This window comes from Ruegeria sp. HKCCD7251 (genome assembly GCF_013031165.1).
In the GTDB taxonomy this organism is placed as follows: Bacteria; Pseudomonadota; Alphaproteobacteria; order Rhodobacterales; family Rhodobacteraceae; genus Ruegeria.
In genome coordinates this window covers 80,802-102,569 of record NZ_WPZC01000006.1, presented here as the reverse complement: position 1 = coordinate 102,569, position 21,768 = coordinate 80,802, and the positions used below count along the sequence as shown (strand labels likewise).

Below are 21,768 nucleotides of genomic sequence, written 5' to 3'. Positions count from 1 at the left end.
GTTGCATATAGGGCGCAAGTTCGAACGAAAGAGTGAGTGTCATGGACCTTCTGAACAGCGCAGCCAGCCCCGATACAGCGGATCTGATCAAGGACGGGTCCGAGGCCACGTTTATGGCCGACGTCGTCGAGGCTTCGCAGGAAACTCCGATCATCGTGGATTTCTGGGCGCCATGGTGCGGGCCGTGCAAAACTCTGGGACCTCTGCTGGAAGACGCTGTGACCGCCGCCAAGGGCGCAGTGAAGATGGTCAAGATCAACGTGGACGAGGCGCAGATGATCGCCTCGCAAATGCGTATTCAGTCTATTCCGACCGTCTATGCGTTTTTCAAGGGTCAGCCGGTTGACGGGTTTCAAGGCGCGTTGCCGGGGTCCGAGATCAAGGCATTTGTCGACCGTGTCATCGAAGCAGCAGGGGGCGAAAGCCCAGGCGGGCAATTGGATGACGCCGTTCAAGCGGCCGAAGAAATGCTGTCGGAAGGCGCCGCTGCGGACGCGGCGCAGACCTTTGCTGCCATTCTGGGCGAGGATCCGAACCATGCGGCGGCTTATGGCGGTTTGGTGCGCGCCCATATCGCAGCCGGTGATCTGGAACAGGCCGAGGCCATTTTGAACGGTGCCCCTGCCGAAATTTCCACCTCTGCCGAAGTGGAGGCGGCGCATGCGCAACTGGAATTGGCCAAACAAGCCGCAGATGCGGGCCCTGTGGCCGAACTGACTGCGGCGGTTCAGGCTGACGCGAACAACTATCAGGCCCGTTTCGACCTAGCGCAGGCGTTGCATGCCAATGGTGATGTGGAAGAGGCCGTAAGCCAGTTGCTTGAACTGTTCCGTCGGGATCGCGAATGGAACGACGGCGCAGCCAAGGCGCAGTTGTTCACGATCTTCGACGCGCTCAAGCCAAACGACCCGATTGTTCTGAATGGGCGGCGCAAACTCAGCTCGATGATATTTGCCTAATCTCTGATCAGAGCTACACTGGGGTACATGATGCATCCCGCTGATCTGCCGGAAACGGTTTCCGTCTTTCCTTTGCCCGGGGCGCTGCTGTTGCCCCGCTCGCGCCTGCCGCTGCACATTTTCGAGCCGCGCTATCTACAGATGTTGGACGACGCCCTGAAAACGCCCGAGCGTTTGATCGGGATGGTGCAGCCGAACCCCTGCCAAAGCGACGACGACAAGCTGCACCAGATCGGCTGTGCGGGGCGGGTGACGCAGTTTTCGGAAACCGAAGATGGCCGTTACCTGATTACGCTGACCGGGATTTCGCGCTTTCGCGTCAAGTCCGAGTTGGACGCCTTTACCCCTTATCGTCGCTGCCAGGTGTCCTGGGATGGGTTTGACCGCGACTTGGGCCGGGCCGAACAAGATGACGGGTTCAACCGCACAAACTTTCTGACGCTGCTAGAGCGGTTTTTTTCGTCCCGGCAGCTATCGACCGACTGGGATTCGTTGAAGGACGCGGATGATGAACTGCTGGTCAACTCGCTGTCCATGCTGCTGGATTTTGACCCCGAGGAAAAACAGGCCTTGCTAGAAGCGCCCTGCCTGCGTACCCGTCGCGAAACTTTGGTAACACTGATCGAATTCGCCATGCGCGGCGGATCGAGCGAGGAAAAGCTGCAATGACCACACCTGAACATGCCTTTGACCGCCGTATGCTTGAGGCGTTGATTTGCCCGCAGACGCAGACAACCCTGCACTATGATGCGGAAAAGCAGGAACTGGTTTCAAAGGCTGCGGGGCTGGCTTTTCCGATCCGCAACGGCATTCCGGTGATGCTGGTCGACGAGGCGCGGCAACTGGATTAAATCGGACGCCCCTGAAGCAGTTTCGGCAGGTCCCCGGTCAGTCCGGCGGCCTCGCGCACGAAGCCCCGGCGCAGGCCCGGAAGTGACCCGACGATCCCCATCCCGATGTCGCGCCCAACGCGTAACAGGGGGTTGTCATTTGAAAACAGTTTGTTGAACACGTCTGTCGCCATCGCCAGCGACGCCGTATCAAAACGGCGCCACTCCTGATAGCGCTCCAGCACCAGAACCGATCCGATATCCTCGCCGCGCCGTCCGGCCAGGGTCAGCACCTCGGCCAGCGCACCCACGTCCCGCAACCCGGCATTAAGCCCCTGACCGGCGATAGGGTGCATACCGTGTGCGGCATCTCCGACTAGGGCCATTCGTTCGCCAATGAATGCGTTCGCGATCGTCAGGTTCAAAGGATAAGTGAACCGATCCCCGGCCAGCTTGATATCACCAAGGAAATCACCAAAGCGAGGGCGCAGGACCTGCAGATAATCCGCTTCGGGCAGGGCATTGATGCGTTTTGCAGCGTCGGTCCGTTCGCTCCAGACAATCGAGCTGCGGTTGCCGGTTAATGGCAGGATCGCAAGCGGACCCGGCGGCATGAAAAACTGATGCGCGATACCGTGATGGGGCAGGTCATGTTCGATGGCGCAGACCAGAGCAGTCTGTCCGTAATCCCATCCGCTGCGCTTGATACCCGCACGCGCAGCCGTACCGCTGCGGCGACCATCGCACCCCACAAGCAGGCAGCCCGTCAGGGTCGAGCCGTCATTCAGAGTTAGGGTGACGCCCGTTGCGTCGTGATCCTGCGCAATGACTGTTCGGCCACTGATCTGCGTGATGTTGCTGTCCGCGTCCATCGCATCCAAAAAGGCTCGGCGCAGATGGCGATCCTCGACCATGTATCCCATCGGGCCTTCTTCGATCTCGGCGTGATCGAAATGCATGAAGAAGGGTGATGGCCCGGTCCCTGCGTGCCCGTCCGTGACCTTGATCTCAAGCATCGGCTGGGCGTGGTCGGCGACCCGTTCCCACACACCAATTGTTTGCAGCAAGCGTTGAGAGGCCAACGCAAGCGCATAGGCTCGCCCGTCGAACGCGGCGTTTTTCCGAACTTTCTCGGCCAGGGCGTCGATGATGGTGACTGTGTGTCCTGTCTGAGCTAATGCCAGCGCCAAGGCGGGACCGTTCAGACCGCCACCAACGATCAGGATATCGGGCTTGTGTTCCATGCCGTGCAATATGCGCGCCCTTTCGGGATTGTCCATATGCGGTCCTGTCGCTACCGTCGCCCAAAGCGAATTTTTCCAAGGGGGTAGGAATGCAGGATTGGTTGACCATGACCGCGTGTGATCTGGGCCGAGGCATTGGAATGGGCCAGATCGACCCTGTCGAATTGACCGAAACCTACCTGTCCGCCATCACCGCGCACCCCCACCGGGACCGCATTTATGCCCGCGTTACCGAAACACGCGCCCGCGCCGAGGCCGAAGCTGCGCGCGTGCGGGTCAAACTGGGCTTGCGCCGGTCCCTGCTAGATGGTGTGCCGATCAGTTGGAAAGACTTGTTCGATACCGCTGGTACAGAGACCGAGGCCGGAACAGCCCTTTTAAAAGGGCGCGTCCCTGACCGGGATGCGGTTGTTGTCAGAAATGCAACGGCGATGGGGGCGGTTTGTCTGGGAAAGACCCACATGAGCGAACTAGCCTTTTCCGGGCTGGGTCTGAACCCGATCACCGGAACGCCGCCCTGTATAGACGATGTCGACGCGGTGCCGGGCGGGTCTTCCTCGGGTGCTGCGGCATCGGTCGCGTGGGGGCTGGCCGCGGGCGGTATTGGGTCGGATACAGGTGGGTCGGTCCGTATTCCTTCGGCTTGGAACAATCTTGTCGGGTTGAAGACCACTGCAGGGCGCGTAACGCTTGAGGGGACTGTGCCCTTGTGTTTGCGGTTTGATACGATTGGCCCATTGGCGCGTTCTGTCGAGGACGCCGCTCATCTGTTGGCGCTGCTGGAAGGCGGCACGCCCGCTGACCTGCGGGGTGCAACGCTGCAGGGCCGCCGTTTCGCCGATTTGCAGAATGTGGCCAAGGATGATCTGCGGGATGGCCCGGGCGCGGCTTACGAATCCGCACTGGACCGTTTGCGAGAGGCCGGAGCCGAGATTGTCCCGCTAGAGGTGCCCGAACTGAACGACGCCATGAGCCTGTCCGGTGTCCTCTATACGACCGAAGCCTACGGTCTGTGGCGCGACGTGATCGAGGCCAACCCCGATGCAATGTACCCAGAGATTCTGGAGCGGTTCCGCGCGGGCAAGAACGTGTCAGGGCCGGATTACATTGCGGCCTGGTCCCGGTTGAAAGCCTGCCGGACCGCATGGGATGCAGCGACGGCTGGTTTTGACGCTGTGCTGGCCCCAACCGCGCCGATCCTTCCCCCGAATCTTGAGCGGTTGATGACGGATCATGACTACTATGTCACCGAGAACCTGCTGGCATTGCGCAACACCCGGATCGGCAATCTGATGGGATTGGCCGCGTTGACCGTTCCAACGGGAACGGCGGGGTGCGGGTTGATGATGATGGGGTATCCGGGATCGGAAGAAGCGCTTTTGCGGGTGGGTGCGGCGGTCGAAACCGCTCTGGCGTGAATGCCACAATCCCCTGATTCGGCGTCGCTTTGTCTGGACTAAGCGGAATCCGACCTGTAATCTGCCAAAAAACGGGGCGAAAACGATCCCGGCATTGAGGCAGTAGTTATGAATTTTCCCGAGCGGTTCTCGAACCTACCGGAATATGCTTTCCCGCGTCTGCGCACCCTGTTGGATCATCACCAGCCGGGCGGTGATGTCATTCACATGACCATCGGCGCGCCCATGCACGATTTCCCCGCATGGGTGACAGATGTAATCATGGAAAACGCGGCCGGATTTCAGGGATACCCCCCAAATGAGGGCTCTGCCGAGCTGCGTGGCGCAATCATCGATTGGATCAAACGCCGCTATGGTGTGACGATGGACCCAGACGCCAATGTCATGGCGCTGAACGGTACGCGCGAGGGGCTGTACAACGCGGCAATGGCATTGTGCCCCGAGGAAAAGAACGGTCATAAACCGGTCATCCTATGCCCCAACCCCTTTTATCAGGTCTATATGGTCGCCTCGATCTCGATCGGGGCCGAGCCGGTATTTGTGCCTGCCACCGCTGCAACCGGCCATCTGCCGGACTACGCAGGTCTGCCCGAGGATGTTCTCAACCGCACGGTTGCGGCCTATATCTGTTCCCCGGCCAATCCGCAGGGCGCGGTGGCGTCGCGCGACTACTGGGCCGAACTGATCCGGCTGGCCGAAAAATACGATTTCCGCATCTTCGCGGATGAATGCTATTCCGAGATCTACCGCGATGAGGTCCCGACCGGCGTTTTGACCGTCGCGCAGGAACTGGGCGCAGATCCTGAGCGGATCACATTGTTCAATTCGCTATCCAAGCGGTCAAACGTCGCCGGCTTGCGTTCCGGCCTGATCGCAGGTGGCCCCGAGACGATCAAACGGGTCAAACAACTGCGCAACTACGCGGGCGCACCCTTGCCGCTGCCTTTGCAGGCGGCTGCGGCAAAGCTGTGGGCGGATGAGGCGCATGTGGCCGAGAACCGCGCGCTCTATCAGGCAAAATACGCCATTGCGGATCAGGTATTCTCTGGCATTCAGGGGTATATGGCACCGCAGGCCGGGTTTTTCCTTTGGTTGCCGGTCGATAATGGCGAAGAAACCGCATTGAAGCTGTGGCAGGAAACCGGGGTCCGGGTACTGCCGGGCGCATATCTTTCTCAAGGCGATCCGGGGCAAAACCCGGGCGAACAATTTATCCGGGCTGCTTTGGTGGCCCCAAAAACAGAGTTGCAGCAAGGGCTGATCAAGCTCCGCGACTGCATCTATTCGTGAGGTACGAGGGCAAAATGGCATCATATAACGCGCGCAATCGCGATCCATTGCTGGACAGTACGACGCAAGCCGCCATTGAGCGGCGCAGCAAAGAGCTGATCGGCATTGCCTTGATCCTGCTGGGCCTGGCCGCAGCCGCGATGATCTGGTCTTACACGCCGGACGATCCCAACTGGATGGTGTCGACCGATGCGCCGGTGCAGAACTGGATGGGCCGGATCGGTGCGTCGATTGCCGCGCCCCTGTTCATGATTGTCGGCTGGGGCAGTTGGAGCATTGCGCTGGTTCTGATCGGATGGGGCGTGCGATTTGCAGGTCATTTTGGCGAAGAACGTGCGATTGCCCGGCTAATCTTTGCTCCGATCTGGATAGCGATTGTGTCCGTATACGCGGCAACGCTTGTCCCAGGCGAGGCGTGGCGTACCACGCACAGCTTTGGGCTGGGTGGTCTGTTTGGTGACACGGTTATGGGCGCTTTGCTGACGCTGTTGCCGATCTCGTCGCATTTCATGGTCAAGGTGATGTCTTTGGCCATGGCGGTCGGAATGTTGTCGCTTGGCGTGTTTGTTCTGGGGTTCACCAAGGATGATGTGCGCAAAGGGTTCCGTGCATTCCTGTTGGGTCTGGTCATGTCATACGATGGGTTGATGAACCTGCTGGGCCGGGGCGCCGCAGCGACAGCGCAGGCCGCCCGTGATCGCCGCGCGCAATGGGACGACCGTAAAACGGCAAGGGCAGAAGCCGCCGAAGCTGTTTTTGAAGATGAACTGGCCTATGCCGACCCCGTATTCGACGAACCCCCACTCGAGTCGCCGGAGTCTGTGAAAACAGGCCTTCTTGCGCGGATGCCTTCCTTGATCCGCCGCCCAGAGCCGATGCCCGAGCCTGAATTGCTGGATCGTGAGCCCGTCGCCGGGTTTGACGAGATGCCGGGAGAAGACCGTATTCGCTCAAAAATTTCCGCCGCCGTGCGCAACCGCAAGGTCGCAGCCGGTGAGATGACGCCTGAGCCTGATCCGAACCTGCCGCTGACCAAAGGGCGCGGCAGGGGGCCGGATCCGCTTATCCTGAATGCAGGCGGGGCTGGTGACTTGCCGCCTGAACCCCCGATGACGTCGGCGGGTTTGCCGGTGGAACCGATGATGTCAGTACCTCAGGCCACCGACTGGCAAGAGCCCGTGGATCAGGCGGATGATTTTGGCACGGGTTACGAGGATGAGGCCGTGTTCGAAGATGTGGCGGAATCCGTGCCGCAACAGCGCCCGGCTGTGAAAATCCCGGTTGCCGAACCCCGCAAACCGGTCGTTGCGCAGCCCGTGCGCCGCGCACCGCAGCCGTCGCGCCGAGCGCAGGCCGAGGCACAACCAGCGCTGTCCTTCGAGGAAAAGCATTCTGATTTCGAACTGCCGCCCTTGGGGCTGCTGTCGAACCCCTCCAGCATTCAGCGCCACCACCTGAGCGATGAGGCGCTGGAGGAAAACGCGCGGATGCTGGAAAACGTGCTGGACGACTACGGCGTGAAGGGTGAGATCGTAAGCGTCCGCCCCGGCCCCGTTGTCACCATGTACGAGCTTGAGCCCGCACCGGGCCTGAAAGCAAGCCGGGTGATCGGTCTGGCCGATGACATTGCTCGGTCCATGTCGGCGCTGTCGGCGCGGGTTTCGACATTGCCGGGCCGCTCGGTCATCGGGATCGAACTGCCCAACGAAAACCGCGAAATGGTGGTGCTGCGCGAAATCCTCGCCAGCCGGGACTTTGGCGACGGCAACCACGCGTTGCCGCTGGCCTTGGGTAAGGATATCGGTGGTGAATCCGTTGTGGCGAACCTTGCGAAAATGCCTCACCTGCTGATCGCGGGGACCACGGGGTCCGGTAAATCGGTGGCGATCAACACGATGATCCTGTCGCTGCTGTACAAGCTGACGCCGGATGAATGCCGCCTGATCATGATTGACCCCAAGATGCTGGAACTTTCGGTTTACGACGGCATCCCGCATCTGCTGTCCCCTGTTGTGACCGACCCGAAAAAGGCTGTGGTTGCCCTGAAATGGGTCGTGGGTGAGATGGAGGATCGTTATCGCAAAATGTCCAAAATGGGCGTGCGCAACATCGCAGGCTACAACGGCCGTGTGAAAGACGCGCTGGCCAAGGGTGAAATGTTCAGCCGCACGGTCCAGACCGGATTCGATGATGAGACGGGCGAACCGGTGTTTGAGACCGAAGAATTCGCGCCCGAAGCGATGCCCTATATCGTGGTCATCGTCGACGAGATGGCCGACCTGATGATGGTTGCAGGTAAAGAGATCGAAGCCTGCATTCAGCGTCTGGCTCAGATGGCGCGGGCTTCGGGTATTCACCTGATCATGGCCACGCAACGACCTTCGGTCGATGTGATTACCGGTACGATCAAGGCGAACTTCCCCACCCGGATTTCGTTTCAGGTGACGTCCAAGGTCGACAGCCGCACCATTCTGGGCGAGATGGGTGCCGAACAACTGCTGGGGCAGGGGGACATGCTCTATATGGCGGGTGGTGCCAAGATCACGCGCTGCCATGGTCCGTTTGTCTCGGATGAAGAGGTCGAGGAAATCGTCAGCCACCTGAAACAGTTCGGCCCGCCAGATTACATGAGCGGCGTCGTGGATGGCCCGGCCGAGGAAAAAGCCGACAATATTGACGCCGTGCTGGGCCTGAACACTGGTGGCAACACGAACGGTGAGGACGCTTTGTACGATCAGGCCGTGGCGATTGTGATCAAGGATCGAAAATGTTCGACCTCGTATATTCAGCGAAAACTCGCCATCGGATACAACAAAGCCGCGCGACTGGTCGAGCAGATGGAGGATGAAGGCGTTGTTTCCTCGGCAAACCATGTCGGAAAACGCGAAATCCTTGTGCCCGAGCAATAAGTGGCTTTGCGGAATACCGCCGTATCAAAATCAAGTGACGCGCTGAAATTATGGGTTTCAGCGCGTCTGCTGCTTTAGGCACCCCTGAAATCGGATTTGGATATTTGATAACAGCGGCGAAACGCATATCTGGTAGATCATGAAACAGATTGCTTTTGCCCTGGCCCTGACGCTGGCTGCGCCGGCTGCGTGGGCCGCTGAAAAACTGCCTTTGTCGCAGATCTCCAACTATCTCAACGGTCTGAAAACCGTTGAGACCACGTTTACGCAGGTCAATGATGACGGTTCATTGAGCACTGGTAAACTGTGGATGGAACGGCCGGGCAAGATGCGGTTTGAATATGATCCACCAAACAGCGCGGTTGTTCTGGCGCGTGCAGGAACGGTTCAGATATTCGACCCGAAATCCAACCAACCACCCGAGCAATACCCGCTGAAGCGCACACCGTTGTCGCTGGTACTGGCGCGCAACGTCAATCTGGGGCAGGCCAATATGGTCGTCGGGCATGAGTTTGACGGAACAGCCACGGTCGTTACCGCTCAGGACCCGAAAAATCCCGATTCGGGCCGGATTGAGTTGATGTTCACTGGCGATCCGATAGAGCTGCGCAAATGGGTCATCCACGACAATGCCGGTAGCCAGACTACTGTTTTGCTGGGCCAATTGGATACGGATAACAGGTTGGATCAAAGCCTGTTTTCCAACCGCGCGCGAAGCGGGTCAGGCAATCGCTGACCCGCTGAGTTCTCTTAGTACCGACAGCCGGCCAACTGTGCCTGATACAGCTTGGCGCGCGCATCCACGTCATTTGCGACGTTCAACAGCCAAGTCTTGCTGTAGTGGCTACCACGTGCATATCCCGTATGACCTTCGTGATAGGCGAGATACTGGTTGCGCGTGTCGCTGGGATGAATCCCGTTCCGCTCATAGCTTTTGTTCATGTACCAGCCGATGAAATCCGAAGCGTCCCGGATACGGTCGCGCTTGGCACGGCGTTTGCCGGTCTCTTTCTGGTATTCATCCCAGGTTCCGTCCAGTGCCTGACTGAACCCATAGGCGCTGCTTTGACGGCCCATCGGGATGACGCCCAACACGTATTGATGCGGTGTCCTTGCGTCATGGCGATAGCGGCTTTCCTGATAGATAGTCGCCATCTGGACGTGAACCGGGACGCCCCATTTGCGCTCGGTGCTTTTGAATGCCTTGATATAATCCGGCCGTTCGCGCGCAATGCTGCACGCGTCATTTAGCTTGCTGGGCGGTTGCTTTGACCCGCCCCCACAGGATGCCAAAAGCAGCACCCCGAAGAGTACGATAAGAATTCTGCTCATGTGCCTCGTGCCTTTTTTCTTTATTCTAGCGCAGATTGCGCTCCGAGGAAATCACAATCGCTATAGAACGATAGCTAGAATAATAGGCAAAGCGGCAACAGACAGAACAGTTGAGACCATGACCAGCCCGGCGACGGCGTCTGAATCTGCGTCAAACCGCTCGGCCAGCAGGTATGAAGTCACCGCAACCGGCGTGCACATTTGCACAAGCAGCACCCCAAATGCGACGGCATCAAGGTCAAACGCCACCGCGATCCCCCACCCTAAAACAAAGCAAACCGCGAGTTTTAGCAATGAAAGCCAGATGGCCTGACCCAACTTGCGGGTGGTCAGGCGCGCGATGGCGACGCCCACGGTGATCAACATCATGGGAATCGCCATTTGCCCCAGCAAGTCCAGTGTATTGGTCAGAAAGACCGGGGTCTCCCATCCGCGCCACAGGAACAGCGCGCCGAGCAATGTGGCCCATACCATCGGTTCGCGGGCAACTTTGCCAAACGCGCCTTTGCCCGCGACCAGATAGATGCCGTAAGTGAACGAAAGCAACGCGGTAACGGCCAGAAACACGACCGCAAACCCCAAACCCGCCTGACCAAAGGCAAACAGGCACAAGGGCAATCCAAGATTTCCGGTGTTCCCAAAGATCAACGGCGCCAGATACGTCCGTCGATCCAATCCGCCAAGCCGCACGAATACCTCAAAGGCAACTGCAAGCACGACGTGACCCGCAATGGCCGCCACAGTGAAACGCGTCAGTTCTCCGGCCGGGATCTCGGTCTGCATCAGCGCAACAAAGATAAGGCTGGGCACCGCAAGGGTAACCGCAAGGCGGGTTACAAACTGCAGCCTGTATTCAAACCCCAGTTTGACCCAGACAAAGCCGATACCCGCCAAAAGAAAGACAGGGGCCACGATTTCAAAGACTGTCAGTAAGAGGTTCACAGACTGTTTCCCTAAATTTCAGATCAATGATTGGCATTCTCGCGCGGAAAGAGGTAGTAAGACCCTTGGGGGCTGTGAAAATGCTTAAGACAAACGCCAAGTACCGTTTGGGCCAGGTGGTCCGCCACAAAAAACATCCCTTTCGGGGGGTGATTTTCGACGTGGATCCAGAGTTTTCCAATACCGAAGAATGGTATCAGGCCATTCCGGAAGACAGCCGCCCGATCAAGGATCAGCCGTTCTATCATTTGTTGGCAGAGAATGATCAATCCTTCTATGTTGCTTATGTTTCTGAACAAAACCTGATTGCCGATCAGTCGGGCGAACCTGTGGAACATCCTGATATCCCCGACATGTTCGGCCCGTTCGAAAACGGGGCATATCCGCTGCACTTTCATTTGAACTGATCGGGTGCGCGCTCTGCGCTCGGATCAATATCCCAGCGCACAACCGTCTTTCCTGGGATCGCTTCCGCCTTCCAAGACGCCATCTTCACGGATCCTGATTGCCTGGGCGCCGCCAAGTGGTGTTTCTGGAGTTTGGACATTGTGACCCATGCTGGCCAATTGTTGAGCGACCTTGGGCGGAATTCCGCGCTCTAGCTTAAGAACGCCTGCATCTGCAAAGGCACGCGGGGCGTCAATACTTTGCTGAAGTCCCAGCCCGTGATCTGTCAGGTTGGACAAAAGCCGGGCGTGCCCGGTTGGTTGAAAAGCGCCGCCCATAACGCCGAATGGCATGGTGACGCGCCCATTTTCGCAGAGCATACCCGGGATGATCGTGTGCATCGGGCGTTTGCCGGGGCCCATTTCATTGGGGTGCCCGGGTTCAAGCGTGAATCCGGCCCCTCGGTTTTGCAGCAGTATCCCGTATTTCTCGGACGCGATGCCCGAGCCAAAGCTGTGGAAGATCGAATAGATCAGGGAAACGGCCATCAGGTCGCGGTCAACGACCGTAATGTAAACTGTGTCTTTGTGGATTGCCTCGGTCAGGGGGGCCGCCGCAGGCATCGCGCGTTTGGGGTCGATCAGGGCTGCCAGCCTGTCGGCCAAGACCTGATCGCAGAATAACTCGGCCCGCGCAGTGTGATCAGGGTCTGCAATGAACCGGTTCCGCGCATCATATGCCAGTTTCGAGGCTTCGGCCTCGATATGTATGCGCTCGGTCCCGAAGGGATCCATGCTGGCCAGATCGAAGCTTTTCAGAATGTTCAAAAGCAGGATCGCGGTCGCACCCTGACCGTTTGGTGGGTGTTCGACAAGGTCAACACCCTGATAATTGCCAACTACGGGCTGGGCTTCGGTGCATTTGGTTGCCTGAAAATCAGCAAGCGAATGTCCCCCGCCCATTTGCGTCAGTGCATCGACCATGTCTTGCGCGATATCGCCAGAATAGAAGGCGTCGCGCCCCCGCTTGGCGATCTGGCGCAGAACTTCGGCTTGACCAGGCGCGCGGAAGACCTGCCCGACCTTCGGCACTTTACCGTCGATCAGGTAATGACCGCGCGCGGGACCCTGCAGTGTTGCCTCGCCAGTTTGCCAGTCGAACGCGACCCTTGGTGCGACCGGCACACCGATGTCGGCGTAGTGAATCGCAGGCTGAAGGATCGCGTCGAGGCCCAGTCTACCTTCGGTTTCGGCCAGATGGCATATAGCGTCCACCGCACCGGGTATGGTGACTGACTCCGTTGTATTCAGCGGCACAGTCGTCAGACCGGCATTGCGCAGTTTCTGGGGGTCCGCCGCCGAAGGTGCTCGCCCCGAACCATTCAGCGCGCGGATTTCATTTTCTCCGGCCCGGTTGAAAAGCACAAAGCAATCGCCGCCCAGCCCAGTCATCTGCGGTTCGCAAATACCCAGAAGGGCGGCCCCGGCGATCGCCGCATCCATTGCGTTGCCGCCTTTTTGCAGAATGTCCACTGCGACTTGAGCTGCCAAAGGGTGCGATGTGGCACACATGCCTTCTGTCGCCAGAACTTCGGATCTGCCCGGAGTGTGAAAATCCCGCATAGCTTTGTTTCCCTGATTGAACGCGCCGAAGGTATCGCGCAGGCAGATATTGTCCAGTCAAATCAATGGGAAGTTCCTCGGCGCCGTTCACTGGGTGGGGGCTGTGACACTGGACGCCGAGGGAAGCTATCTGAGCTACGAGAATCACTATGCCCTTTGTTTGCGGCGTGACCATGGTTTGATTGTGGCGATTTTGGGTCAGCCGGAGTCTGGAAAGTCGAACCGAAGCGACAGCCTGTTGCAGCCCCTTTTGCGCTCATATCGGATGTCGCTGGTCAATTCATGGATCAGGAACCAGCCAAACCCACCCTCGGGCAATTCATCAATCGTTTCGCCCAATGCTGCAGGAATGCCTTCGGGAATACAAAACCCTGGCAGAGGCATGCCGGTGTCGGAAATCAGGATGTCGAGCCAGTTCTGGTGAAAGCGGCAATGTACCTGCACCCGGGCCGGGGTTATCCCGGCATACGCATGTTCGACCACGTTGTTGATAGCCTCTGCCAGCGCGATTTTCACGTCACCGGCCTTGTGACCGGGCAGGCCCTTTTCTTCTAGGCACAAGCTCAACCTGGCGATGCCAAGGCTGGCTTCTGCTTCTGTCGCGACAAAACTCAAATCCAGGCAGTTACAGTTACTCATTGGTGTCGTGCCAATTCCGTTGAGCGGCTGGTTAGTCTGTGGGGGCGGACAGCGCGTCGTCCAGCGACGCAAACAGCTTGAAAACCGTATCCATGCGCGTCAGCCGAAATACCTTTTCGACAAAGGGATGCAGTCCGGCCAAATCCAGCCTGCGACCATTGCCGAGCTGCTTCATCGCAGCGACGATGGCGCCAAGACCGCTGGAATCAATGAACTCTACATGGGTCAGATTCAGAATGACCCGCGCATTGCCACCTTGAGCTTCGTTCCTCATGTCTTCCTTGAACTGGATGGCCATAGCTGCATCTATCCGGTCTGAATGAACCGTGATGATCTGTGTGCCGCCTGTTGTTTCGCTGGTCAGGCTCATGCGCGATGATCCTTTAAACTGAAATTCAATCGTAGAAATACGCTAGACGGCAATTCTTACCATTCGGTATCCATCATTCCGGAAAACAGGAGGAGCACCCCGATGAATCATGTTGTTATTGCAGGCGCGGCCCGGACACCCATGGGCGGATTTCAGGGCGTGTTTGACGGTGTGCCAGCGGCCGATTTGGGGGGCACTGCCATTCGCGCTGCGTTGCAAGGGGCCGGAACCCAGACGGTAGACGAGGTTCTGATGGGTTGCGTTCTGCCCGCTGGTCAGGGGCAGGCACCGGCGCGGCAGGCCGGGTTTGCGGCGGGTCTGGGCGAAGACGTCCCCGCCACAACGCTGAACAAGATGTGCGGCTCTGGCATGAAGGCTGCGATGATGGCATTCGACCAGATCGCGCTGGGACACGCGGACACGATGGTCGCGGGTGGGATGGAGAGCATGACCAACGCCCCTTATCTGCTGCCGAAAATGCGCGGCGGGGCCCGGATCGGGCACGGGCAGGTGGTTGACCACATGTTCCTTGATGGATTGGAGGATGCCTACGACAAGGGTCGGCTGATGGGCACCTTTGCCGAGGATTGTGCGGAAGCCTACCAGTTCACCCGCGAAGCGCAGGATGAATATGCGCTGCGGTCCCTGTCCAATGCTCTGGCTGCACAGGAAAGCGGGGCGTTTTCGGACGAGATCACTCCGGTCGTTGTCCCGACCCGCAAGGGTGAGGTGCAGCACGCCGCGGACGAACAGCCGCAATCTGCCCGACCCGAGAAGATACCCACACTGAAACCTGCATTCCGCAAAGATGGGACCGTGACGGCAGCCAACTCATCCTCGATCTCGGATGGCGCGGCTGCGCTTGTGTTGGCGTCCGAGGATGCGGCCAAAGATCAGGGGCTGACCGTACGTGCGCGAATTCTGGGCCATGCCAGCCATGCTCAGGCGCCGGGGTTGTTCACAACCGCACCTGTCCCCGCCGCCCAGAAATTGCTGTCTAGGATCGGATGGTCCAAGGATGACGTCGATCTGTGGGAGGTGAATGAAGCCTTTGCTGTTGTGCCGATGGCATTCATGCATGAAATGGGCTTGCCGCGTGACAAAGTGAACGTAAATGGCGGGGCCTGTGCATTGGGGCACCCGATCGGCGCTTCGGGCGCGCGCATTATAGTGACGCTTTTGAATGCGTTGGAAAAGCGCAACCTGAAACGGGGTGTCGCGGCGATCTGCATCGGTGGCGGAGAAGGCACCGCGATCGCGATCGAACGTGTTTGACCCATGGGCGGTTTCGGCATAGGTGGCGTAGCAAGACGACCTATGCCGGACAATCCAAGATGACCGTTGATTACGACCTGCTGGCGAAAACCATCTCAGCCCTGACCGAAGGGGAAACTGACGCGGTCGCGCTTATGGCAACCGTCGCGTGCGAGGTGCATCATTCCGACGACCGGTTCGACTGGACCGGGTTTTACCGCGTGACAGAACCGGATGTTTTGAAGATCGGCCCGTATCAGGGCGGTCACGGATGTCTGGTTATCCCGTTCGAGCGGGGAGTCTGTGGCGCCGCCGCGCGCACGGGCGAGGTGCAGCTTGTGCCCGACGTGGACGCTTTTCCCGGCCATATCGCCTGTGCATCGACCACGCGGTCAGAACTGGTCTTGCCGGTGCGAAACGCGTCAGGCGACATCATTGCCGTGTTTGACATCGACAGCGATCAACCGGACGCATTCACGCAGCAGGACGCGGATGCGCTTGGTGCAATTCTAAGTTCCGTTTTCGCGAGTTAACTCCGGCAAGTGCGGCACTGGCCGGAGCATTATTTGTTACGCGCTGAGGATCTTGGCTTTTTGGGCTGCGAATTCTTCGTCTGTCAGAACGCCCTTTTCCTTTAAGGCGGCAAGACGCTCCAACTCGTCCGCGGTGGATACCGTCGCGACGGATCGGATATAATCCTTCTGTGCTTCTTCGATTTTGTTCATCGCCTCGACATTGTGTTCATGCATCTTTTCGCCTCGTGCGATCAGATAGGACAGAACCCCAAGCCAGGGAACAAGGATAACAAACGCGATCCATGCGGCCTTGCCGAAACCGCTCAGGTCTTTTGAGCGGAACACATCGGCCACCACCGAAATCATTACCCAGAACCAGGCTACCATCAGGAATAGCCAGAAAATCGACCACACTATGTCGAAAAACCCGATGCCATTTTCCATGTCTCTTCCAACCCTTTGCCAATATAAGATTATTTCAGGAATTCAGTAACTACGTCAGTGTAGCAGACAGTTTCCTCTTTGGCTGCGGATAATTTTTGATTGAAAGTTCGCGTGTGTCAGGGTGGGAAGTGGGTGGCCAGAAAGTACAGAACAGCACCCTGCAGACCGAGCACCAGATAGAGGTAAATTGAAAACCGTCGCTTGCGGGTTTTGTGTTGGAAAATCCAGCGTCCCAAAACCGCGCCCGGTGCCCCGCCGATCACGGCGAGCCATAGCAGTTTGGCCTCGGGCACGCGGGTTTTGCGACGTTTGGCGCGCAGTTTGTCCCATCCAAATGTCAGCAGGGTCAGCAGGTTAATGACCCAAAGATACGCAACTGCAATCCACATATCCGACGAATAAACAATCCCCGTCAGACACCCAAGTGAAAAAATGCTTGGAAATTTCACCGACTCAGGTCATCGTGAAAAAGTCACTAAAATTTTCACGAACAACCGGAGCACCACGTGAACAGCCAAGCCCCAAACAGGTCGACTCTTGGCGCGGATATCCGGGCATTGCGCAAAGCGCGGGGTCTGACCCTGACCGAGATCGCGGCGCGTCTGGAGCGTTCGGTTGGATGGCTCAGCCAGGTCGAAAGGGACAAGTCCGAGCCGTCGATCTCGGACCTGCGCCAGATCGCCGAGTGTCTTGGTGTGCCGATGTCGATGTTGTTCGCACATTCAGCCGCACCAGCGGACGAACAGGGGTATATTGTGCGCGCTGGTTCACGCCGTCCTATGGGATCGGGTGAGGAAGGTTTGATCGAGGAATTGCTGTCACCTGATCTGACCGATGATTTCGAAATGGTGCATTCCACGTTCGAACCCCGATCCCAAATGCAGACCCCCGCCGATCGTCCGACGCAAGAGGTCGGCTATGTGGTGTCCGGCCGTCTAGACTTGATGATTGGAGGACGGCAGTTCTCGGTCGGGCCGGGGGACAGTTTCCGCATCAAACATGAACCCTACCAATGGGCCAACCCTTATGATGAGCCCGCCGTGACCGTCTGGGTCATCGCGCCACCGGTGTATTGAATGAGCTTCGAAGCCTGGACCATATTCGCGCTGTTTTGGGTGGTGTTCGTGACTACTCCGGGGCCAAACGCGGTGAATTGTATCTCGAACGGGATGAGCCTGCCGTTTCCCAAGGCAATGCTGGGGGTGTTGGCGATCCTGACGCAGGCCAGCGCGTTTCTGATCCTTTCGGCGCTGGGCATAACGGCGCTGATTGCGGCCTCTCCCACAGGGTTTTTCATCGCCAAGCTGATCGGCGCGGGGTTCCTGATCTGGATGGGCATCCGCGGTTGGATCAATGCCAGCAAGCCTGCGCCTGCGTCCGAGCGGCCAGCGCGCCATGTCTATCTGCATGCGTTGGCGGTGGCGACGATCAACCCCAAAAGCGTGGCCGGGTATCTGGCAGCGTTTTCTCAGTTCGTGCAGCCGGACGTGCCAGTCTGGCAGCAGATGGGGGTGATCATGCCGACCGCACTGATCATCACAACACTCAGCTATACCGGGTTCACCCTGTTGGGTGCGCTGATGGGCAAAGCGGCCTTGGGGGCTGTGTTCAACATCTGGGTCCGCCGCGTAATGGCGACCTGTTTCATCATTTACGGCGTGCTGCTGGGCACCAGCTCAACGCCAGCACCAAGGGGGTAAAGACATGCACACCGGTTCCTGCCTTTGCGGCAAGGTTGCGTTCAAAATTGTCGGAGATCTCACGCCGCCAAATGCCTGCCACTGCGGTCAATGCCGCAGGCAGTCGGGGCATCTTTGGGCCTCAACCGTCACGCATCAGGACAACCTCAGCTTTACCGCCAGCGATACACTGGGTTGGTATCGCGCCTCGGATATCGCCAAGCGCGGTTTTTGCAGCGCCTGTGGCTCGTTCCTGTTCTGGCAGCACAATGACGAGGACACGATTGCGGTTTCAATGGGGTCTCTGGACGAGCCCACTGGCTTGAAACTCGCTCGGCAAATCTTTGTCGCTGACAAGGGCGATTATTACGACATCCAAGACGATCTGCCCCAGCGGGCACACTGACAGAGGATCAAGACCATGAGTGATTTTCCAACCAAGGCCCGTGTGGTCGTTATCGGCGGTGGCGTTGTCGGCTGTTCGGCGCTGTATCATCTGGCCAAGAAGGGCTGGACTGACTGCGTTCTGCTGGAAAAGAATGAGCTGACGGCGGGCTCGACTTGGCACGCGGCGGGGAACGTGCCGACCTTTTCGACCTCGTGGGCGATCATGAACATGCAGCGCTATTCGACCGAGCTGTATTCGCGGCTGGCGGACGAGGTCGATTACCCGATGAACTACCACGTCTCGGGCTCAATCCGTCTGGCGCATAGCAAAGAACGGATGCAGGAGTTCGAGCGTGCCATGTCCATGGGTCGCTATCAGGGCATCCCGATGGAGATGTGGACCGCGGAAGAGGCCAAAGAGCGCTATCCTTTCCTTGAAACCCATGATCTTGAGGGTGTGCTGTACGACCCCACCGACGGCGACATCGACCCGGCGCAGCTGACGCAGGCGCTGGCTAAAGGCGCGCGGGATTTGGGACAAAAGATCATCCGCTTCTGTCCGGCGACTGGCGTGACTCAGCACGACGACGGCACGTGGACCGTTCACACCGACAAGGGCGATATTGCCTGTGATTACGTGGTTAATGCCGCCGGGTACTATGCGCAGCGCGTGGGCGAATGGTTCAAACCCTTTGGTGGGCGCACCGTGCCTGCCATGGTCATGAGCCATCAGTACCTGCTGACCGACGAAATCCCGGAAATCGAGGCGTGGTCGAAGGAAAACGGCGGCAAGCTGCCGCTGCTGCGCGACGTGGATATCTCGTACTATCTGCGGCAGGAAAAGAACGGCTTCAACCTTGGCCCGTATGAGCCCAACTGCAAGGGTCATTGGATGAGCGAAGACGATCCGATGCCCGAGGATTTCAGTTTCCAACTGTGGAACGACGATCTGGACCGGATCGAGGACATCGTCACCGACGCGATGGAGCGGGTGCCGTTGATGGCAACCTCGGGCGTGGGTCGGGTGATCAACGGACCGATCCCCTATGCGCCCGACGGGCTGCCGCTGATCGGGCCGATGCCCGGTGTTCGAAATGCGTTCGAGGCGCACACATTCACCTTCGGTATCGCGCAGGGTGGTGGCGCTGGCAAGGTGCTGGCCGAATGGATCGTCGATGGCGCGACCGAATGGGATATGTGGGCCGTCGATCCGCGTCGTTACACCGACTACACCGATCAGGACTACTGCAACCAGAAGGGTATGGAGGTCTACGGCAACGAATACGCCATGCATTTCCCGCATCACGAATGGCCTGCGGCGCGCGACAAGAAGCTGTCTCCGGTTCATGACAAGATCAAGGAACTGGGCGGGGTTATGGGTGCCTATAACGGCTGGGAACGCGCCAATTGGTTCGCCAAGCCGGGCGACGACACCTCGCTGGACGCGACGCATACATGGGGCCGATCCGGCCCGTGGGAGCAGCGGATCAAAGAAGAATGCGAGGCCGTCCGCGACCATTGCGGCGTGCTGGACTTGCCGGGTTTCTCGCGCTTCATGGTCAAAGGCGAAGGCGCGGCCGAGGCGCTGCGCGGGCTGGTGACGGGTGGTCTGCCTAAGGTGGGCCGGATCAATCTGGTCTATATCGCCGACGACCGGGGCCGCATCCTGACCGAGATGTCCTGCTTGCGCTTGGGTGAAGATGAGTTCGTCATGATCACAGCCGCCACCGCGCAATGGCATGACCGGGACATTCTGGTGAATGCGATGCCCTCTGGTATCAGTGTCGAGGATGTCACCACGACACGCGACACGCTGATCGTCACCGGGCCGAAGTCCCGGGACATTCTGTCGGGGGTGACCGATGCCGACCTGTCGCTGGGCTGGTTGACCCATCAGGCTGCCACGGTGGCCGGAAAACCTGCCTATCTGATCCGCGTATCCTTCGCGGGCGAACTGGGGTGGGAGATTCACGCCCTGAACGACGACATGCCCGCGATCTATGATGCGATCCTTGAGGCTGGAGCCACGCCGTTTGGCATGTATGCGCTGAACTCGCTGCGGATCGAGAAAGGCTACCGCGCATGGAAGGGCGATCTGTCGACCGATTACTCGCTGCTGGAAGGCGGGTTGGGGCGCTTCGTCAAACTGGACAAGCCGCAGGATTTCCCCGGCAAGGCCGCGATCCTGAACGAAAAGCAGCAGGGGGTGAAGAAGTCATTTGTGACTCTGACGGTCGAGGCCGGTGACTGCGACGCGCCCTACATGTCCTGCATCTGGCAAGGCGATCAGATCGTGGGTGAGACAACGTCCGGCGCATGGGGTTACCGCGTGGGCAAGTCTATCGCACTGGGCATGATCAAGTCGGAACTGGCAAATCCGGGCACGGCGCTGGAGGTTGAAATCTACGGTCGAAAATACCCCGCCGTGGTACAAGAGGACCAACCGCTTTGGGATCCAGCCAACGAACGGCTTCGGGCCTGATGGCTGTGCCAAACGTCATGCAAGGCGTCTATCTGACCCACCATGGTGGACCAGAGGCGCTTGAATGGCGCGCGGATATCCCGGTGCCACAACCCGGACCCGGTCAAGTGCTGGTTCGGGTTGCCGCCGCCGGGGTGAACAACACCGATATCAACACGCGCGTCGGTTGGTATTCCTCGGATGTGACCGGTGCGACAGATGCGGTGGATCAGGAGGTCGACGCGGGCGGCTGGGGAGGCGCGCTGTACTTCCCACGCATTCAGGGCGGCGATCTGTGCGGCATAGTTGAACAGGCCGCGCCGGGCACGGGTTTCACCAAAGGCCAGCGCGTAACCTGCCCGATCAACCTACCGCGCCCACGCCCCGGCAACCCGACTGGCTTCATCGCTTTGGGGTCCGAGATTGACGGGGCCTTCGCGCAATATTGTCTGGTCGAGGCGTCTGATCTGTACGATGTGTCGGCCTCACCCCTGTCAGATGTCGAAATCGCTGCCGTCCCCTGCGCTTTTGGCACGGCGGAAAACCTGCTGACCCGCGCAGGCGTGACTGCCGGGCACAAGGTTCTGATCACCGGAGCCTCGGGTGGGGTTGGTCTGGCCGCCGTACAACTGGCCCGGCTGCGCGGGGCGACCGTGTGGGGCGTCACCAGTCCTGCCAAGGCCGAGGTGGTGAGGGATCAAGGCGCGATTGATACGTTCGACCGAGGCGCGCCTTTGCCGAAAGACATGTTCGATGTGGTGATTGACGTGGTCGGCGGTCCCGCATGGCCCGATCTGATCCTGTCACTGAAGCCCGGCGGGCAGTATGCCGTCTCGGGAGCTATCGCCGGACCTATCGTTCAGGCCGACCTGCGCGATATCTATTTGCGCGACATCGCCATTCACGGCTGCACCCATCAGGCGTTCGAGGTTTTCGGCCGATTGGTCGAACTGATGAACGCCGGCCGGGTAAAACCATTGATCTCGAAAACCTATCCGCTAAGAGACATTGCCAAAGCGCAGGCAGACTTTCAGTCCAAGGCGTTTGCGGGAAAACTGGTTCTCATTCCCTGAGGAAAGGTATGGA

23 protein-coding genes are annotated in these 21,768 nt (G+C 58.8%); 15 read left to right on the top strand and 8 right to left on the bottom strand.

Annotated elements, in window-relative coordinates; all coding sequences use genetic code 11:
- Nucleotides 1–41 precede the first annotated feature (41 nt).
- The 3 genes from GOX75_RS15150 to GOX75_RS15140 are packed head-to-tail and all read left to right on the top strand — an operon-like array spanning nucleotide 42 to nucleotide 1,810.
- Nucleotides 42–959 (top strand): co-chaperone YbbN, encoded by a 918-nt coding sequence (locus GOX75_RS15150; protein ID WP_171124451.1) that lies wholly within the window; start codon nucleotides 42–44, stop codon nucleotides 957–959.
- Nucleotides 960–986: 27 nt separating this feature from the next.
- Nucleotides 987–1,628 (top strand): LON peptidase substrate-binding domain-containing protein, encoded by a 642-nt coding sequence (locus tag GOX75_RS15145; protein ID WP_171124449.1) that lies wholly within the window; start codon nucleotides 987–989, stop codon nucleotides 1,626–1,628.
- A complete protein-coding gene (locus tag GOX75_RS15140) occupies nucleotides 1,625–1,810 on the top strand; it encodes a Trm112 family protein (protein WP_171124448.1) in 186 nt (61 codons plus the stop codon). The genes GOX75_RS15145 and GOX75_RS15140 overlap by 4 nt, the downstream gene beginning before the upstream one ends.
- Here the strand turns inward: GOX75_RS15140 and GOX75_RS15135 are convergent.
- Complete coding sequence (locus GOX75_RS15135; protein WP_254428818.1) at nucleotides 1,807–3,069, bottom strand: FAD-dependent monooxygenase; 1,263 nt, start codon at nucleotides 3,067–3,069, stop codon at nucleotides 1,807–1,809. The genes GOX75_RS15140 and GOX75_RS15135 overlap by 4 nt on opposite strands.
- A gap of 53 nt (nucleotides 3,070–3,122) precedes the next feature.
- Between GOX75_RS15135 and GOX75_RS15130 the strand changes: the two genes are divergently transcribed.
- The 4 genes from GOX75_RS15130 (at nucleotide 3,123) to GOX75_RS15115 (ending at nucleotide 9,386) form a co-directional block, all read left to right on the top strand.
- Nucleotides 3,123–4,451: an amidase gene (locus GOX75_RS15130; RefSeq protein ID WP_171124446.1), complete on the top strand. Its 1,329-nt coding sequence runs from the start codon at nucleotides 3,123–3,125 to the stop codon at nucleotides 4,449–4,451.
- A 108-nt stretch (nucleotides 4,452–4,559) separates the two neighbouring features.
- Nucleotides 4,560–5,741, top strand: a complete 1,182-nt coding sequence (locus tag GOX75_RS15125) for an aminotransferase class I/II-fold pyridoxal phosphate-dependent enzyme (RefSeq protein WP_171124444.1) — start codon at nucleotides 4,560–4,562, stop codon at nucleotides 5,739–5,741.
- Between the two features lie 14 nt (nucleotides 5,742–5,755).
- Nucleotides 5,756–8,650 carry a DNA translocase FtsK gene (locus GOX75_RS15120; protein WP_171124442.1) on the top strand — a complete coding sequence of 965 codons (2,895 nt, stop codon included), beginning with the start codon at nucleotides 5,756–5,758 and terminating at the stop codon, nucleotides 8,648–8,650.
- Nucleotides 8,651–8,789: 139 nt separating this feature from the next.
- Nucleotides 8,790–9,386 (top strand): outer membrane lipoprotein carrier protein LolA, encoded by a 597-nt coding sequence (locus GOX75_RS15115; protein WP_171124441.1) that lies wholly within the window; start codon nucleotides 8,790–8,792, stop codon nucleotides 9,384–9,386.
- Between the two features lie 14 nt (nucleotides 9,387–9,400).
- Here GOX75_RS15115 and GOX75_RS15110 read toward each other — a convergent pair whose 3' ends face one another.
- Both GOX75_RS15110 and GOX75_RS15105 read right to left on the bottom strand, forming a co-directional pair.
- On the bottom strand, nucleotides 9,401–9,982 hold the full coding sequence (locus GOX75_RS15110; protein ID WP_171124439.1) for a lytic transglycosylase: 582 nt from the start codon (nucleotides 9,980–9,982) through the stop codon (nucleotides 9,401–9,403).
- A gap of 60 nt (nucleotides 9,983–10,042) precedes the next feature.
- Nucleotides 10,043–10,924 carry an AEC family transporter gene (locus tag GOX75_RS15105; RefSeq protein WP_171124437.1) on the bottom strand — a complete coding sequence of 294 codons (882 nt, stop codon included), beginning with the start codon at nucleotides 10,922–10,924 and terminating at the stop codon, nucleotides 10,043–10,045.
- Nucleotides 10,925–11,004: 80 nt separating this feature from the next.
- Here GOX75_RS15105 and hspQ point away from each other — a divergent pair, with 80 nt between their 5' ends.
- Nucleotides 11,005–11,331 carry a heat shock protein HspQ gene (hspQ, locus tag GOX75_RS15100; protein ID WP_171124435.1) on the top strand — a complete coding sequence of 109 codons (327 nt, stop codon included), beginning with the start codon at nucleotides 11,005–11,007 and terminating at the stop codon, nucleotides 11,329–11,331.
- A gap of 24 nt (nucleotides 11,332–11,355) precedes the next feature.
- Here hspQ and ggt read toward each other — a convergent pair whose 3' ends face one another.
- The 3 genes from ggt to GOX75_RS15085 form a co-directional block, all read right to left on the bottom strand.
- Nucleotides 11,356–12,933, bottom strand: coding sequence for a gamma-glutamyltransferase (ggt, locus tag GOX75_RS15095; protein WP_171124433.1), 1,578 nt, complete (start codon nucleotides 12,931–12,933; stop codon nucleotides 11,356–11,358).
- Between the two features lie 198 nt (nucleotides 12,934–13,131).
- Nucleotides 13,132–13,572, bottom strand: a complete 441-nt coding sequence (locus GOX75_RS15090) for an ATP-binding protein (protein ID WP_171124431.1) — start codon at nucleotides 13,570–13,572, stop codon at nucleotides 13,132–13,134.
- Between the two features lie 31 nt (nucleotides 13,573–13,603).
- A complete protein-coding gene (locus tag GOX75_RS15085; RefSeq protein WP_171124429.1) occupies nucleotides 13,604–13,942 on the bottom strand; it encodes an STAS domain-containing protein in 339 nt (112 codons plus the stop codon).
- A gap of 102 nt (nucleotides 13,943–14,044) precedes the next feature.
- Between GOX75_RS15085 and GOX75_RS15080 the strand changes: the two genes are divergently transcribed.
- Together GOX75_RS15080 and GOX75_RS15075 are read left to right on the top strand one after the other, a co-directional pair.
- Nucleotides 14,045–15,217: an acetyl-CoA C-acyltransferase gene (locus GOX75_RS15080; protein WP_171124427.1), complete on the top strand. Its 1,173-nt coding sequence runs from the start codon at nucleotides 14,045–14,047 to the stop codon at nucleotides 15,215–15,217.
- Nucleotides 15,218–15,276: 59 nt separating this feature from the next.
- On the top strand, nucleotides 15,277–15,729 hold the full coding sequence (locus tag GOX75_RS15075) for a GAF domain-containing protein (RefSeq protein ID WP_171124426.1): 453 nt from the start codon (nucleotides 15,277–15,279) through the stop codon (nucleotides 15,727–15,729).
- 36 nt (nucleotides 15,730–15,765) lie between these two features.
- Here the strand turns inward: GOX75_RS15075 and GOX75_RS15070 are convergent, their stop codons facing one another.
- Nucleotides 15,766–16,155 carry an SHOCT domain-containing protein gene (locus GOX75_RS15070; RefSeq protein ID WP_171124683.1) on the bottom strand — a complete coding sequence of 130 codons (390 nt, stop codon included), beginning with the start codon at nucleotides 16,153–16,155 and terminating at the stop codon, nucleotides 15,766–15,768.
- Between the two features lie 116 nt (nucleotides 16,156–16,271).
- On the bottom strand, nucleotides 16,272–16,604 hold the full coding sequence (locus GOX75_RS15065) for a DUF1294 domain-containing protein (protein ID WP_371808185.1): 333 nt from the start codon (nucleotides 16,602–16,604) through the stop codon (nucleotides 16,272–16,274).
- A gap of 57 nt (nucleotides 16,605–16,661) precedes the next feature.
- Between GOX75_RS15065 and GOX75_RS15060 the strand changes: the two genes are divergently transcribed.
- From GOX75_RS15060 to GOX75_RS15040, 5 genes are read left to right on the top strand one after another with little or no spacing between them, the layout of a single operon-like run.
- On the top strand, nucleotides 16,662–17,231 hold the full coding sequence (locus GOX75_RS15060) for an XRE family transcriptional regulator (RefSeq protein WP_171124424.1): 570 nt from the start codon (nucleotides 16,662–16,664) through the stop codon (nucleotides 17,229–17,231).
- Nucleotides 17,232–17,855: a LysE family translocator gene (locus GOX75_RS15055; protein ID WP_171124422.1), complete on the top strand. Its 624-nt coding sequence runs from the start codon at nucleotides 17,232–17,234 to the stop codon at nucleotides 17,853–17,855. It abuts the gene before it with no gap.
- A 4-nt stretch (nucleotides 17,856–17,859) separates the two neighbouring features.
- Nucleotides 17,860–18,240: a GFA family protein gene (locus tag GOX75_RS15050; protein WP_171124420.1), complete on the top strand. Its 381-nt coding sequence runs from the start codon at nucleotides 17,860–17,862 to the stop codon at nucleotides 18,238–18,240.
- A gap of 15 nt (nucleotides 18,241–18,255) precedes the next feature.
- The gene (locus GOX75_RS15045; RefSeq protein ID WP_171124418.1) at nucleotides 18,256–20,703 is read left to right on the top strand and encodes an FAD-dependent oxidoreductase; all 2,448 of its coding nucleotides are present in this window, start codon (nucleotides 18,256–18,258) and stop codon (nucleotides 20,701–20,703) included.
- A complete protein-coding gene (locus GOX75_RS15040; protein ID WP_171124679.1) occupies nucleotides 20,703–21,755 on the top strand; it encodes a zinc-binding dehydrogenase in 1,053 nt (350 codons plus the stop codon). Before GOX75_RS15045 ends, GOX75_RS15040 begins: the two co-directional genes overlap by 1 nt.
- The last annotated feature ends 13 nt before the right edge of the window (nucleotides 21,756–21,768 follow it).

Coding starts and splice junctions, on each gene's coding strand:
- GOX75_RS15045 (WP_171124418.1), top strand. CDS start 18,256: ATGAGTGATTTTCCAACCAAGGCCCGTGTGGTCGTTATCGGCGGTGGC.
- GOX75_RS15125 (WP_171124444.1), top strand. CDS start 4,560: ATGAATTTTCCCGAGCGGTTCTCGAACCTACCGGAATATGCTTTCCCG.
- GOX75_RS15135 (WP_254428818.1), bottom strand. CDS start 3,069: ATGGACAATCCCGAAAGGGCGCGCATATTGCACGGCATGGAACACAAG.
- GOX75_RS15070 (WP_171124683.1), bottom strand. CDS start 16,155: ATGGAAAATGGCATCGGGTTTTTCGACATAGTGTGGTCGATTTTCTGG.
- GOX75_RS15040 (WP_171124679.1), top strand. CDS start 20,703: ATGGCTGTGCCAAACGTCATGCAAGGCGTCTATCTGACCCACCATGGT.
- GOX75_RS15080 (WP_171124427.1), top strand. CDS start 14,045: ATGAATCATGTTGTTATTGCAGGCGCGGCCCGGACACCCATGGGCGGA.
- GOX75_RS15130 (WP_171124446.1), top strand. CDS start 3,123: ATGCAGGATTGGTTGACCATGACCGCGTGTGATCTGGGCCGAGGCATT.
- GOX75_RS15145 (WP_171124449.1), top strand. CDS start 987: ATGATGCATCCCGCTGATCTGCCGGAAACGGTTTCCGTCTTTCCTTTG.
- hspQ (WP_171124435.1), top strand. CDS start 11,005: ATGCTTAAGACAAACGCCAAGTACCGTTTGGGCCAGGTGGTCCGCCAC.
- GOX75_RS15090 (WP_171124431.1), bottom strand. CDS start 13,572: ATGAGTAACTGTAACTGCCTGGATTTGAGTTTTGTCGCGACAGAAGCA.
- GOX75_RS15050 (WP_171124420.1), top strand. CDS start 17,860: ATGCACACCGGTTCCTGCCTTTGCGGCAAGGTTGCGTTCAAAATTGTC.
- GOX75_RS15055 (WP_171124422.1), top strand. CDS start 17,232: ATGAGCTTCGAAGCCTGGACCATATTCGCGCTGTTTTGGGTGGTGTTC.
- GOX75_RS15120 (WP_171124442.1), top strand. CDS start 5,756: ATGGCATCATATAACGCGCGCAATCGCGATCCATTGCTGGACAGTACG.
- GOX75_RS15150 (WP_171124451.1), top strand. CDS start 42: ATGGACCTTCTGAACAGCGCAGCCAGCCCCGATACAGCGGATCTGATC.
- ggt (WP_171124433.1), bottom strand. CDS start 12,933: ATGCGGGATTTTCACACTCCGGGCAGATCCGAAGTTCTGGCGACAGAA.
- GOX75_RS15140 (WP_171124448.1), top strand. CDS start 1,625: ATGACCACACCTGAACATGCCTTTGACCGCCGTATGCTTGAGGCGTTG.
- GOX75_RS15075 (WP_171124426.1), top strand. CDS start 15,277: ATGACCGTTGATTACGACCTGCTGGCGAAAACCATCTCAGCCCTGACC.
- GOX75_RS15115 (WP_171124441.1), top strand. CDS start 8,790: ATGAAACAGATTGCTTTTGCCCTGGCCCTGACGCTGGCTGCGCCGGCT.
- GOX75_RS15085 (WP_171124429.1), bottom strand. CDS start 13,942: ATGAGCCTGACCAGCGAAACAACAGGCGGCACACAGATCATCACGGTT.
- GOX75_RS15110 (WP_171124439.1), bottom strand. CDS start 9,982: ATGAGCAGAATTCTTATCGTACTCTTCGGGGTGCTGCTTTTGGCATCC.